This window comes from Algoriphagus sp. AGSA1 (assembly GCF_021390545.1).
In the GTDB taxonomy this organism is placed as follows: Bacteria; Bacteroidota; Bacteroidia; order Cytophagales; family Cyclobacteriaceae; genus Algoriphagus.
Genome location: NZ_JAJUWR010000001.1, coordinates 231,924 through 246,168 on the forward strand (window position 1 = coordinate 231,924; position 14,245 = coordinate 246,168).

The following is a 14,245-nucleotide window of genomic DNA, read 5'->3' on the forward strand; positions in this document are numbered from 1 at the left end:
CTCATTGCTTTTAAGCAAAAAAGAAAACAATGAAAGGGAAGAACATAGTCATCATAGGAGGAAACTCTGGAATAGGTAAAGCTGTAGCAGCTTTGGCAAAAAATAATGGAGCAAATTTATTTCTCTACTCTAGATCCGGAAAAGGAAGCAATCAAGTAGATGTCACGGATGATGGGATGGAGTTCTTGGATTTACCGGAGGTAATTGATGGATTGGTTTATTGTCCTGGATCTATTAACCTAAAGCCTTTCCACAGGATTACTGTGGAGAATTTCCAATCAGAAATGAACATCAATTTTTTTGGAGCGGTAAGAACTCTCCAAGCCTGCCTGGAAAACCTTAAAAAATCAGGCAATGCTTCAGTAGTGCTATATAGCACCGTAGCGGTACAGACCGGAATGGGCTTTCATGCTGGAATTGCCTCAGCAAAAGGAGCAATAGAAGGTCTGGTACGATCGCTGGCTGCTGAATGGGCGCCAATCAGTATCAGAGTAAATGCCATTGCTCCATCCTTGACGGATACGCCGTTGGCAAAGCAGTTGGTGAGCAGCCACGAAAAACGTTCAGCTTTCGACAAGAGACATCCGTTGGGACGGATAGGAACGCCAGAAGATATTGCCGAAGCGACCTGTTTCCTTTTGGATGAAAAATCCTCCTGGGTCACAGGACAGATACTGCATGTGGATGGCGGAATGTCTTCCTTGAAATAAGAATAGTTACAAACCAATTCATATGGAGTTGACTTTATGGGAAGGTGTTGCTTAGTTTTATATATGAAGCATTCTCTATTAGTAGGATTCGGTTTTTTACTGTTGTCTGTCTCCTGTACAAAATTTGAATCTGAGTCCATATCCATCAATACCGTCACTGGTACGATTCCCTTAGATTCTATGGGACTTACATTAATTCACGAGCATATGCTGGTGGACTTTATAGGTGCGGATTCAGTCTCTCAGGAGCGGTATGATCATGATGAGGTTATCGCTAAGGTTTTACCGTATTTGATGGAGGTAAAGAAGTACGGGGTGAAAACAGTTTTTGACTGCACGCCTTCTTACTTGGCAAAAGATCCTGTTTTGCTGAAAAAACTTTCAGACCTTTCAGGGGTTCAGATGATCACCAACACAGGATTTTATGGAGCAGTGGGAGGGAAGTACCTGCCTGACTTTGTTTTTCAAGAAAGTGCAGAGGAATTGGCAGCGCGATGGATAGAGGACTATGAGAACGGTGTAGAAGGTACAGAAATCCGGCCGGGATTCATCAAAATTTCCGTCAATGAAGAGATGCCGCTTCGTGAAATCGATGCCAAACTGGTGAAAGCAGCCGGGCTAACCCATGAAAAGACGGGGTTGACAATAGCATCTCATACCGGGACTTGGGCAACGGCAAAACAGGAAGTAGCAATTTTGCAGGAAATGGGAGTTGATCCCTCGGCTTTTGTTTGGGTTCATGCACAAGCGGAAGGGGATTTTCAGAATTACCTAGAAGCTGCTAAACTTGGGGTTTGGATCAGTTTGGATGGAATAGGCTGGAGTGTTGATGAGTATGTGGATCGCTTGTTATTTACTAAAGAGCAAGGGATTTTGGGAAACATCTTAATTTCCCATGATGCTGGCTGGTATGATCCATCCAAACCCAATGGTGGAGAATTTGTGCCTTTTACCAATATTTTTGAAAAGCTCATGCCTGCGTTAAATCCAAAGCGATTTACTGCCTCAGATTGGGAAATGTTGTTGGTGGAAAATCCAAAGAGAGCTTTTGGAAATGATCAATGATCAAGCTCAATTATCAATTTTCAAGGATAAGACTAGATTACTTTAATTTGAAACCCATTACCAGCCCTGTGAGTGTCTCCTCACGGAAAAATGTGGTAGGGGTACACCCGGATTAGTATCTAGAGCTAAACACTGATCAAGTTTATGGAAACTATCTTAATCTGTACCCTATTCTGTAAGTCGCCATCAGGTACCACGGCCAATAGCCGTCAAATGAAGACATGCTGACCACGGCTGAATTTCTACGGTTTTCGTTTTTACTTTTCCAATCAAAAGCGATCTGCTGTGTATAGCCCAATCTGAAAAAACGCTCCACGGTATATTGATGAACATAGTAATTTTCAACATCATCATAGATCAAATATGAGCCTCCATATCCATTTTCACTCCCTATCTGAAAAGAAGGGCCAAAAGCCAGTGAGATTTTGAAGTCATTTTTAGTTTTTAATACATCATACTTGAATGTTACATTGGTGAATAAGCCAGAGGAATTATCCTGTCCAAATTTCGGGTCATCAAAGTTGTCAAAGGATTTGATCGATTGATAGTAAGTCAACGAAGGATTAAGCGAAGTTCTTTTCCCCACACCAAAACTGAGTTCGTTACTTATATTGATTCCGTACAGCCCAATATTCCCATCAATGGCAGGGCCTATTCCCACATAATATGTCAGCTTGTTATTATCCTGAGCTACAGCGGATGAATGTATAAAATAAGTGACAAGCGCAAAACATAGGAGTAGGGATCTTTTCATAATAGTAGCTTAAAGTGATTCTGTGTAATATATCAAAAAAAATAGTTACACCTGTGGTTTATAGTTGAGGAGCTTGAGCCTTGATGGCTTCTTTCGCAAGTGTTATTCTCCTCAGGGTTTTTTCATCATTTTCAGGTACCAAGTCCTTGATTGAGTCCATGGCGTTCGAATAGTAATCAGTCCATGTGTCGAGGATTTTCTGTTCTTCATCTTTCGATCCACCTTCCGCAATGGATTTTTTGCTGAGTTGAACTTCTGTAAGCAAACGTATTTGGGCTTTTGCCGTGATCAGACCCATTATATGATCTACCGTTTTTGCATCTGCATTTAATAAGGTATAAGCAGAAACCAAAGCCGCTGTCCCGACATTCTGCATGGTTTTCTGGGAGACTTTATCCAGCCGGTCATTATCTGTGTGGTAAAACTGATCAGTAAAGTGCCACAGCAATAGTCCCGGAATATCTGCCGTCAAAAAGGGAGTATGATCCGAACCTCCTTCGAAGGGATTGGTCTTGACCACCCAATCAGCATATGCTCCTTGGGCTTCAAAAACAGTGATTATAAAATCATTCAGATAATGTGGTTTCATCTGTTCCACTGTCATGGGTGCACCGCCCCATTCACTGTGTTTATCCTCCCCGCGCGTCCAGATCGCACTTGGATCAGGCATCTTTTCGATCAGAAACGTGCCTCCCGTGATATCTGTATTTTCTCCCACCATATCCAGGGAAATCCCCCAGTTGATTTCTGCTTCTCTTCGTTCTTTTTCCTGTATGTATCTTCTAGTGGAAATGATCTCGTCTCCCCAGAGAAAAGTCAAGGTCCGTTTAAGATCCAGCTTTCCTTTTTGGATCAGATCAGCAGTGATACTTGCCATTTCCAGCTGTGTGCCTACGCCGGTCGCGTTGTCATTTGCTCCGGGTTCTTGGATATGGGCCGAGAAAACCAGGCTTTCCAACGGCATTTCCGAGCCTTTTACGTTTGCCACAACTGTCAGTTCCTCGGATTCATAAATTTCCGTTTCTAACTTCACCTGCACTTTTACTTTGCCTTTATTCAGTTCCGCTTTTAGTTTCTCTTTGGCTTCATAAGAAAGGGCAATGGCCCAGGCAGGATTTTGCCCGTTGTATCTCAATCCTCGAAACTGGATGGAAGTGGTGTTTTTCTCTGGCTGCAAATAGGATGGCATATCGTAGGTGAACGCGCCCAAAGCACCTTTCTCTGTAATTGCAGATTGCAAAGTCCTATAGCTGACCTTATCTGAAAAGAGGATTTTTCCTTTCAAATCCGTAGAAGAAAGAGCCTCCTTACTCTCAATATATATGACTTCCCCGGTTATTCCTTCATCTGGAGTGGATGAGGAGTATTGATAAATCATATTTCGGTTAGTCTCTGAGGAAAGTAAAGTTTCATCGCTGCCGACTAGTTTCAAGGATCCGGAGACAGGTTCCCAAGTTGGCTGTTTCATCTCCCGGTTTTCTATTCTATAGGTAAATCTATCTGTCTCCTTGGCTTTTTCCTCCAAGACATAACCAGCTGCTTCCAGCTTTTCCGCAATTCGGTGCACCGTATTGTTAAAACCGGTATTTCCTGCTATCCGCCAATACTGCTCCACAAAAGCGACAGTCTCGTAGGCCAAATCCCCTTTGAACTCTGGTCTTACCAACTTAAAGTAAGGATTAGTTATTTTCTGAAGAGGAGCTTTTTGAGCAAAGGTGTTGAGAGAAATGAACAGAAAAACAATGGATAGAATGTGGAAAGATTTCATGCGGCCGATGTGTGTTGATATACTTTTTGGGCACAAGATAGAGCTTTAGGTTTATTACTTCCCGAGTTTAAATCGCATTTTATAGGTTGCGTTAAGATACCATGGAATGGCATTGTCAGCTCCAAATGCCGAAAGACTGACCGCATTTTTACGGTTAGGATTCTTGGAATTCCACTCAGCTTCTAATTCTATGAACAGTCCTATGCGATGATATTTGTTCACAATGTAGTGAGTGGTAGGAACATCCGTAAAATAAGACCGAACAAAAGATTCTCCACCAAGCTGTAAAGAAGGTCCTGCGGAAAAAGCAAGGTTGAATCCAGAAGGGCTTTGTATAATATCGTATTTGAAAGATGGGGTAATAAAAATGCCAGAAGACTGTTCGTTGTTTTTCCCGTTTGAATACTCAGGTAATGTTTTTTCATTGTAACTACCCAAAGATTGATAGAATAAGAGTCCTGCATTGAATGAGGTTCTCTTACCAAGTCTTACGTTTAATTCATTGGAAAAATTGAGCCCATAAAGATCATTCATGCCGTCAATGGAGGATCCAAATCCTACAGTGTATTGGAGTTTGGGTTTTTCCTGTGCATAAGTTGCTATGGGAAGTAAACTCACGAAAAATAGGACGAGAAATAGTAGGTTTATTTTCATGTTAAAAGGGATTTTGAAGTTGTTTCAACAAACATCTACTAATCTTTTTACTAAAAAAATACTCCTTAGTTATTTTTAACTAAACTTTCACTAAAAGTTTATAATTCAAAATCTTAGCTTGTTTTCAGTAAATGATTTCCCTCTTTCTTCCAAATTCTCTCACCAAATTTTCTTTGCCGGATTTTAGTAAGCGGTCTTGACTGCTTACCTTTGCGCATGGCAGAACAAATCCTCATCCTTGATTTCGGTTCTCAGTACACACAACTTATCGCCCGACGAGTTAGAGAGCTGAACGTTTATTGTGAAATTCACCCTTACAACAAAGTTCCAGAGATCACATCCGATATTAAAGGAGTGATTCTATCTGGTTCTCCCTGCTCCGTCCGTGACGAGGGCTCCCCTGATTTGGATCTGGATGTTCTGAGAGGCAAACTTCCTTTATTAGGTGTATGTTACGGTTCCCAACTTCTGGCTCAGAAATATGGTGGAGAAGTGCTTCCATCTGAGATCAGAGAGTACGGAAGAGCTAATCTGAGCCACCTGGACAATCATTATGACCTGCTCAAGGAAATGAGCCATGGTTCACAGGTATGGATGTCCCATGGAGATACGATCAAGAATTTGCCTGATAATTTTGAGGTAATCGCAAGTACCGATTCTGTACGAGTGGCTGCTTTCAAAATCCAGAATGAAGAAACATATGGTATTCAGTTTCATCCAGAGGTAACCCACTCCACTGAAGGGAAAAACCTGCTTAGAAACTTTGTAGTAGGAATCTGTGGCTGTGCGCAGGATTGGACTTCGGATGTGTTCATAGATGCCACAGTGGCCGAACTCAAGTCTAAAATCGGCTCTGATAAAGTGGTGATGGGGCTTTCTGGAGGTGTGGATTCTTCAGTAGCCGCTACTTTGATCCACCGTGCGATAGGGGATCAGCTGATCTGTGTTTTTGTGGATAACGGCTTGCTTCGCAAAAACGAATTCGAGGAAGTGTTGGATTCCTACAAGCACATGGGACTGAATGTGATCGGTGTAGATGCCAAGCAAAAATTCTATGATGCACTTGCCGGTATTACTGATCCTGAAGCCAAGAGAAAAGCAATTGGAAACGCCTTTATCGAGGTTTTTGATGAGGAATCAAATAAACTGGAAGGAGTAAAATGGCTTGGCCAGGGAACCATCTATCCGGATGTGATTGAGTCGATTTCGGTAAAAGGCCCATCTGCGACCATCAAATCCCATCACAATGTGGGAGGCTTGCCGGACTTTATGAAGCTTTCTGTTGTGGAGCCTTTGAACACCCTGTTCAAAGATGAAGTAAGGGAAGTGGGGCGCGCATTGGACATCGTGGAAACAATCATAGGGCGTCATCCTTTCCCAGGTCCGGGGCTTGGTATCCGTATATTGGGGGATATCACTGCCGAGAAAGTGAAAACACTCCAGGAAGTTGATCATATTTTTATCAAAGGACTAAAAGATGCAGGGTTGTATGACGGCGTGTGGCAGGCAGGAGCAATACTACTTCCTATCCAATCAGTAGGCGTGATGGGGGATGAGCGGACTTATGAGAAGGTCGTTGCTTTACGTGCCGTGGGATCTGTGGATGGCATGACGGCGGACTGGATCCACTTACCATATGAGTTCCTGGGCAAGATTTCCAATGACATCATCAATAAGATAAAAGGGGTTAACCGTGTGGTTTACGATATTTCTTCCAAGCCTCCCGCAACGATTGAGTGGGAATAGAAATCTCAAATCTCACGTTCGAAATTGTGAAACCCGGAGATAACTCTTCGGGTTTTTGCTTTAAATGGTTACCTACATTTGAAAGCCGTGAGTTAAAATCATCATAGGGAGGATTAAAAATGAAGCAGTTAAGCTACTTCCGTCACTTGTACTGGGCGAAGTCGAAGTATCGGTCTGTGGTTTTCCGTCTGCCAAATCAAGGGAAATTAGGTGTTTGACATCAATTAAGATAATCATATTCCTTCTTTAGCCTTTTCGGCCTGAACTTTGGGTTTGAAAATAATGGGTTAAATTTGCAGACCCTGTTTGATGTTTGATTCACCTTCATAAAATGAAAAAATCTCTTTTAGTAATTCCGGTATTTTTTATCATGAGTTTGGCTTTAGCTCAAATCCCCACACCGGATGCTTATCGCAAGGCTCAGTCTGAATTGGCAGCCAAGAATTATTGGGAAGCAATTCCGCTTTTCAAGCAATTCATTAATCCTAAAGAATATGGAAATCTGGCGAATTATGCGGCATTTCACTTGGCTGAAGCTGCGTTAGCCGCAAACCAACCTGCACAGGCGATAGATGCATTAGAACCAGTAGTGAACGGAAGTTGGGCGAAAACTGAGGAAGCCAGGTACCTTCTGTCTGTTGCTTATTTCAAAAACCAACAAAATATAGAAGCACTTAAGCTGATCAAAAAGATCAAAAATGAGAAGATAATGGCTATGGCAGAAAATGCCACCTATGAGCATCTTAAGCAGGTCAGTTCCAGCTTTATGATAGCCAATCTATCAGAATATAAAGACAATAGGGGATATGGGGAGGCACTGAAGCGGGTGCTGGAAAGCCAGACCATCCTATCGGCTACAGAGCGCGCGGCGTATTACGAGCTCCAAGGCAAATCCAATGAGAGCGCTAATGTGGTTAAAGACCAAGTGTTGGATATTGTAGTGATTCTGCCTTTTACAAATTCATCCCGTACCAGTTTGACAAGTATCTCACAGAATGACTTCATATACGAATTGTACCAAGGCCTGGAATATGGTGTGGAGCAGCTGAAATTGGGCGGAGCAAGGGTCAATATGTTGACTTTTGATTCAAAAAGGGATGTGTCTCATCTACAAAAGTTGCTTCGTGATCCAGCTATTTCCACGGCAGATGTTATTATAGGCCCTATTTACCCTGAAGAATCATCCGCAGTCAGCAGTTTTGCTGAGACGGCGAGGATTCCCTTCATCCACCCGCTTTCTAACTTAGGAGAGAGGTTTGAGGAATTGAATTATAGTTATTTGTTCCGCCCTTCTGTAAGTTCCATTGCTGATGGGATAGTAGCTTCCTTAAAAAGGCAAAACTGGGGTGATAAAGTCGCCATAGGCTACAGCAGTAGCTCAAGGGATGAGATGCTGGCAAAAATGTTACAGGATAAACTTGGGCGTGCCGGATTTAGACTGGTGAAATCTGAGCAGATAAACTCAAGAAACAGCAGTGAATTTTTGCAGGATTTGGGAATCCGAAGTGGACAGGAAGTTATGTCTGTGGATCAGATAATCTTACTTTCTGATGACCCATCCATCGCCCAGCCTGTTTTCTCCCTTATGGAATCCATCACGGCATCGATCCCAACACTGGTTATGGATTCCTGGTTGGGCTTCAATTTTGCCAACTACGAAATGCTGGAGTTTCCAAACTTTTATTTCATTGGAAACAATACCTTGAATTTCTATGGAGATCCTATGAAGAAGTTCAGGAATAAATTTTATGATAAGTATCTGAATCTTCCAAGTATAAACTCTGCCTTAGGGGCAGAATTAATAACTTGGATTTCGTCCAACATGTCAGATTCCAAAGGGTTTGATTTGAGAAGAAACCTTGATCAGAATGCTTTCCAGACAGGGAAATTGACTTGGGGATTTAATTTCCAAGGAGCTCATAATAATCAATACGTGCCGCTTTTTAAATTGGAAGCAGGCGAATTGAAACCTTTAGATTAAACCATGAATATTTCCAAGAGTAAGGCGCTTTTTGCAAAAGCCCAAAATTACATTCCAGGCGGAGTGAATTCCCCTGTTCGTGCATTTCGTGCAGTCGGTGGAGAGCCACTTTTTATTAAAAAGGCAGACGGTGCATATTTATACGATGAGGATGGGAACAAATTCATCGAATTGATCAACAGCTGGGGGCCTATGCTCCTAGGCCATAATCATCCAAAAGTGAAGGAGGAGGTGATACAGGCTATGGAGGATGGTACTTCCTTCGGTGCTCCTACTGCCCGTGAAGTGGAAATAGCTGAGCTGATTGTAAGCATGGTGCCTTCTATAGAGAAAGTTAGAATGGTCAATTCCGGGACGGAGGCTACTATGTCGGCTATCCGAGTGGCAAGAGGCTATACTGGGAGGGATAAGTTCATCAAGATGGAAGGGCATTACCATGGTCATGGGGATTCGTTTTTGATTGCTGCCGGATCTGGTGCCATGACCATGGGTGATCCGGATTCGCCGGGAGTGACTAAAGGGACAGCTAAGGACACGCTGATAGCTCCTTACAACGATTTGGAAGCTATCGAGAAGCTGATAGAAGCAAATCCAGGAGAGATTGCCGCGTTGATTTTAGAGCCTGTTCCGGGAAATATGGGTCTTTGCCTTCCAAAAGAAGGGTATTTGCAAGGTCTTCGGGATATCTGTTCCAGAGAAGGTATAGTCTTGATCTTTGATGAGGTGATGACTGGATTCCGAGTGGCAAAGGGCGGTGCTCAAGAGGTATTTGGAGTTACTCCGGATATGACCACTTTGGGAAAAATCATCGGTGGTGGCATGCCTGTAGGGGCTTATGGAGGAAAGAAAGAGATTATGGAATTTGTATCTCCTGCCGGCCCGGTTTACCAGGCAGGTACACTTTCGGGGAATCCAATTGCGATGGCGGCAGGATTGACCATGCTGAAATTTCTGAACGAGGATCCAACTGTTTATTCTGAGCTAAATCACATTGGCAGGAAGTTGACCGAGGGCATTACAAGCATCAATAGAGAATTAGGATTGAATTACACGGTAAACAGTCTGGGAAGCATGTATTCCCTGTTTTTCACCGATAAGCCCGTATTTGACTTTGAAAGCGCAAAGACTTCTGACACTGCTTTATTCGGTAAATATTTCCAGGCCATGCTGAAACGTGGTGTTTACCTGGCACCAAGTCAGTTTGAAAGTTTATTCCTGTCCACTGCTTTGAAAGATGAGTTGATAGATCAGATCCTAGTGGCTCATAAAGAGGCGATGGTGGAGATAATTTCCTAAACTTGAATCAAGTGAGGGTTTATTATTTCCAGTCTTTTTAGAGATGAGAAATCTGAAGTGTTTCTAGTTAACAGAATATAATTAAAAGTAATTGCTGTGGACGCTATAAGAGCATCGGGTAATTTTATTTTCGAGGATTTTCTTATCCTAATACACTCATTTACAATCTGATCTGAAAGGTTGATTATTAAGGAACCATTTATGAAATTCCTTAATAAGTCTTCGTGGCTTTTAGAGGTATTGAATCATAACAATTCAATCTTTGTGATGACTGAAATTGTAGGTGTTTGATTTATTATCTGATTTAAAAAGTTCTGCTGATTTGCTTGAAATTTCCCTGCAAGCCAATCGATGATAACATTGGTGTCTATTAAGTAGGATCTTTCCATTCTGAGCGACTTTTGGTAACATATTCTTGAAGTTCCTCAGCTATTTCATCAGGTAGTTTGCCTCCATACTTCTCAGAATGGGATATTGCTGTATTAGGTTCTTTTTTAAGGACTTTCAAAATATTCAATGCCTCTAAGTCTTCAAGTAACTTCTAGGCTTTCTGGTTGTTTATTTGAATTAGGACGGTTTCCATAGTAAAGTCGTTATACTTACTAAGTTACTAAAAAATAGGATGAGAGTTTATTTTCTTTAGTAAGCTGAATCTTGAATCTTTATAAAATATTAAAAACAAAAATCATGTCTATCAAAGTTTACGGAATCAAGAATTGCAATACGATGAAGAAGACCTTCGATTTCCTGGAGGAAAAAGGAGTGGAGTATGACTTTGTCGATTATAAGAAACAGAAGCCTGATGCGCCACTTTTGGAAGGTTTTTTAGAGAAAACAGATCTTGGTTCTTTGGTGAATAAAAAAGGAACGACTTACAGGAAGATGAGTGATGAGCAGAAATCTGCTTTAGAAAATGAGGAGACTGCGATTCCTATTCTGGAAGAAAACTCAAGCATGATCAAACGTCCGGTGATAGTATATAAAGATGGGAGTTTGAGTCTAGGGTTTGATGCGGAGGTGATTGAAGGGCATTTGAAATAAGTCTGTCGCACCGGCGCAAAATCTCCCGTATCGGAGCTAAGTTTACTTGGCTTTTCGGGATTTGTAATAGGGCTATTGGAGGTTTGTCACCTCGAATAATTTATTGTTGGATTTTTAATCCTTAAGTAAACTTCGGAATTGCAAAATTCCGAAGAGTTGAGGTTTTCGAGCCTTTGCAGGAGATTCTTAATAAACAATCGTATCTGTAGGCAGAGGGGGCAAGTTCAGATTCCCTGTTTCCAGGTAAAAACTCAACAGGGAGGATTTTTCAGAATCAGCCGCCGGTGAATCAAAAGCAAACACTTTCTCCAGGCTTGGATGGCCATCGAGAACTGATAATTTATCGACGGTCACTTGAGTATTGTTGATATAAAGCAGTTTCAGATTCTTGTTTTCTACTAGCTTTCCCAAGCTAGACCCATTGATACCAGTCTGATTAAGTTTCAATACGGTCAGGTTTGGAAGGGAGGCAATTTCCTCCAAAACGACATCGCTTATTGCTGTTCCGGTCAGATCCAAGTACACAATCTGGTCTTTTGCCGATTGGAGCATTTGCCAGTCAGAATCAGAAAATGTCGGAAAATTGATACAACTAACCTTCAACAATGGAGAGTCTTTTTTTATTTGTTCAGCGAAGAAACCTTTCTCCCTAAGTTTCGAAATTGAATCCTGTGGAAGCTTTGCTACCTCAATTACAGGATAAAATGGTATCTCGTTCTTTTTGAAAAATGGGGTTACCAAACTCGCGTTTATCGCTGCTTCGCCAAGCTTCGCATTTTCAGAAGGTCCTGATGCGATCCACGCTTTGATCAATTCAATCTCTTCTTTTCTAGGCTGGCGTTTATCCTTTGGGGGCATGTGGTCTTCATCATCTTCCGGTAAAACCAGGCGAGTAAATAGCGAGCTTTTCTCAGGATTGCCACTTTCTAAAATAGCTCCGTCTTCGCCTCCTTTTTGTATGCCTTTGAAGGTACTTAGATCCAATTCTCCCTTAAGTTTTTTAGGGTTATGGCAACTTTTACAGTTTTGATCCAAAATCGGCTGGATTGCTCCAGCGTAAAACTCTACTTCTTCCCAGTTGTCCTCTGGAAGTTCAAGAGGTTCATTCTTGCTTGTTTCACCTCCCAAGAAAACTTGAAGCTCTGGAGGCAAAACTTCGGTGAAGTAATCGTCCCCATGGGTAATATTACCTCCAAGATGGCCGGTGAGCGTTAAAATCACCAAAAGTGTAGCCGCTTTGATTTTCAGGTATGCAGGATATGCAACTGATTTTTTTAAATGATACCAAAGCCCGAAAGAAAGGAGTGTAGTAAGAATCCCCAAGATTAGGTGAAACTTCACTGAGTCCCAACCGTAGCCCTCTCCTTGGTATTGAAGAAATCCGCTTATACTGGCAAAACCGGCTGAAATTCCACCTAACAGAAATGCCAGTTGGATAATAGGAGAGTATATCGAATACTTCTTTCCTGCCCAAAAAATCAGAATCACTCCAAATACCAAAAAGCCAATGGGCAAGTGAACCAAAATCGGGTGAAATCGCCCAACCAGAGGAAAAATAAAATCAATCATATCCATCTTTTCTGGTGCGTTCTAGAAATTCATCCAAGGGGAGTTTATTTCCCCAGTCAGTTTGAAAAAATTGAAGTTGCGTCTGGGCGAAAATAGGGGGTAACATGAGACTGAAAAGCAGAGCGACCAGAGATAATCTTTTAAGCATTGAAATTCTAAGCTAGTATTTTATGGATCAATTCTCCTTCAACATCAGTCAACCGGAATGGGCGGCCTTGAAAATCATACGTAAACTGTTCATGATCAAAGCCCATCAAATGCAGAATTGTGGCATGAATATCATGTACAGAAACTTTCTCTTCAATGCCGGAAAATCCGAAATCATCTGTTTTGCCATAAGTCACTCCCGGCTTGATGCCACCGCCTGCCATCCACATGGTAAAGGCGTCTCCATGATGGTCTCTACCTAGGAAACTTTGGGTTTTACCCTCCCGGTTCTCCTGCATTGGCGTACGGCCAAATTCACCGCCCCAGACTACCAAGGTGTCTTCCAGCAATCCTCTTTGTTTCAAATCAAGGAGCAATGCAGAAACTGGACGGTCCAGCTCTCGGCATTTATTTCTCAATCCCATATCGATCGATCCATCATGATCTGTACCGTGCGTGTCCCAGCCCCAATCGTATAACTGCACAAAACGTACGCCTTTCTCCACTAATTTTCTGGCAAGGAGACAGTTGTTGGCAAGGGATTCTGTGCCAGGCTTCGTGCCGTACAATTGGTGAATAGATTCAGGTTCATCATTGATATTCATGACTTCCGGTACTTCGATCTGCATACGGTAAGCCATTTCATATAGGTTGATTCTGGCAAGAATTTCAGGATCCCCATAGGCATCAAATTCTTCTTTGTTGATGGTATTGATAGCCTCAATGACGTTTTTCTTAAGATTTCTGGACATTCCTTCCGGGTCGTCTAGATAGAGAACCGGGTCGCCTTTGGATCTGCATTGCACTCCTTGATAGACGGAAGGCAGAAATCCAGATCCCCATACACTTTTGCCTGCATCAGGAGTTTTTCCTCCTGAAGTAAGCACCACAAAGCCCGGAAGATTTTGGTTTTCTGTTCCCAGACCATAAGTCACCCAGCTTCCTAAGCTAGGACGACCAAGTCTTGCACTTCCCGTTTGCATCAAAAGTTGAGCTGGGCCATGATTGAATTGATCGGTGTGAACCGCTTTCAAAAAGGAGACTTCATCAGCCATTTTTTGAAAATGCGGCATATAATCTGAAATCCATGCGCCCGATTCCCCATGCTGGGAGAAATTGGCCTGAGGACCAAGTAGATTGGGAACTCCACGGATGAAAGCGAATTTCTTTCCTTCCAATAAGGATTGAGGGCAGGGCTGATTGTGATATTTTACCAATTCAGGCTTGAAATCGAACAGCTCCAACTGGGAAGGAGCTCCAGCCATGTGGAGGTAAATGATAGCTTTTGCTTTTGCTCCAAAAGGTGGGGGTAAAGGAGAAAGCGGATTCAAATCACGCTGGGTTAGATTTAGACGGTTAGAGGCTGAAGATGAACCAGTATCACATCCAAACAGTAAAGGTGCCATTGCCAATCCGCCGACTTTGGACACACAATCCATCAGGAAATGTCTTCTTGTTTGCTTTTCCAGCTTTTGCTGTGCAAACTCCATGAGCATTTTATCTAAATTCATCAT

Annotated in this window: 12 protein-coding genes; 6 read left to right on the top strand and 6 right to left on the bottom strand. The window is 42.3% G+C overall.

Annotated elements, in window-relative coordinates; translation table 11 throughout:
* The first annotated feature begins 29 nt into the window (after window positions 1-29).
* Both LZF95_RS00875 and LZF95_RS00880 read left to right on the top strand, forming a co-directional pair.
* Entirely contained in the window at window positions 30-710 is a 681-nt protein-coding gene (locus LZF95_RS00875; RefSeq protein WP_233753096.1) for an SDR family NAD(P)-dependent oxidoreductase, read from the top strand.
* 63 nt (window positions 711-773) lie between these two features.
* Window positions 774-1,775 carry a phosphotriesterase gene (locus LZF95_RS00880; RefSeq protein ID WP_233753097.1) on the top strand — a complete coding sequence of 334 codons (1,002 nt, stop codon included), beginning with the start codon at window positions 774-776 and terminating at the stop codon, window positions 1,773-1,775.
* A 151-nt stretch (window positions 1,776-1,926) separates the two neighbouring features.
* Here the strand turns inward: LZF95_RS00880 and LZF95_RS00885 are convergent, their stop codons facing one another.
* Genes LZF95_RS00885 through LZF95_RS00895 form a run of 3 tightly spaced genes read right to left on the bottom strand, consistent with a single transcriptional unit; the run spans window position 1,927 to window position 4,951 of the window.
* Window positions 1,927-2,529, bottom strand: a complete 603-nt coding sequence (locus LZF95_RS00885) for a hypothetical protein (RefSeq protein WP_233753098.1) — start codon at window positions 2,527-2,529, stop codon at window positions 1,927-1,929.
* Window positions 2,530-2,587: 58 nt separating this feature from the next.
* Window positions 2,588-4,297, bottom strand: coding sequence for a M28 family peptidase (locus LZF95_RS00890; RefSeq protein WP_233753099.1), 1,710 nt, complete (start codon window positions 4,295-4,297; stop codon window positions 2,588-2,590).
* A gap of 54 nt (window positions 4,298-4,351) precedes the next feature.
* A complete protein-coding gene (locus LZF95_RS00895) occupies window positions 4,352-4,951 on the bottom strand; it encodes an outer membrane beta-barrel protein (RefSeq protein WP_233753100.1) in 600 nt (199 codons plus the stop codon).
* A gap of 216 nt (window positions 4,952-5,167) precedes the next feature.
* Between LZF95_RS00895 and guaA the strand changes: the two genes are divergently transcribed.
* The 3 genes from guaA to hemL all read left to right on the top strand — a co-directional run bounded on the left by guaA (window position 5,168) and on the right by hemL (window position 9,974).
* Window positions 5,168-6,697, top strand: coding sequence for a glutamine-hydrolyzing GMP synthase (guaA, locus tag LZF95_RS00900; RefSeq protein WP_233753101.1), 1,530 nt, complete (start codon window positions 5,168-5,170; stop codon window positions 6,695-6,697).
* A 331-nt stretch (window positions 6,698-7,028) separates the two neighbouring features.
* Window positions 7,029-8,678, top strand: a complete 1,650-nt coding sequence (locus LZF95_RS00905; RefSeq protein WP_233753102.1) for an amino acid ABC transporter substrate-binding protein — start codon at window positions 7,029-7,031, stop codon at window positions 8,676-8,678.
* A gap of 3 nt (window positions 8,679-8,681) precedes the next feature.
* Window positions 8,682-9,974, top strand: coding sequence for a glutamate-1-semialdehyde 2,1-aminomutase (gene hemL, locus LZF95_RS00910; protein WP_233753103.1), 1,293 nt, complete (start codon window positions 8,682-8,684; stop codon window positions 9,972-9,974).
* Here hemL and LZF95_RS27720 read toward each other — a convergent pair.
* A complete protein-coding gene (locus tag LZF95_RS27720; RefSeq protein ID WP_368670757.1) occupies window positions 9,971-10,177 on the bottom strand; it encodes a DUF5615 family PIN-like protein in 207 nt (68 codons plus the stop codon). The genes hemL and LZF95_RS27720 overlap by 4 nt on opposite strands.
* 484 nt (window positions 10,178-10,661) lie before the next feature.
* On the opposite strand from LZF95_RS27720, the gene LZF95_RS00915 reads away from it, so the two are divergent.
* The gene (locus LZF95_RS00915; RefSeq protein ID WP_233753104.1) at window positions 10,662-11,015 is read left to right on the top strand and encodes a Spx/MgsR family RNA polymerase-binding regulatory protein; all 354 of its coding nucleotides are present in this window, start codon (window positions 10,662-10,664) and stop codon (window positions 11,013-11,015) included.
* 186 nt (window positions 11,016-11,201) lie between these two features.
* On the opposite strand, the gene LZF95_RS00920 is transcribed toward LZF95_RS00915, so the two are convergent.
* A complete protein-coding gene (locus LZF95_RS00920) occupies window positions 11,202-12,584 on the bottom strand; it encodes a c-type cytochrome domain-containing protein (RefSeq protein WP_233753105.1) in 1,383 nt (460 codons plus the stop codon).
* Between the two features lie 155 nt (window positions 12,585-12,739).
* On the bottom strand, window positions 12,740-14,245 hold the full coding sequence (locus tag LZF95_RS00925) for a DUF1501 domain-containing protein (RefSeq protein WP_233753106.1): 1,506 nt from the start codon (window positions 14,243-14,245) through the stop codon (window positions 12,740-12,742).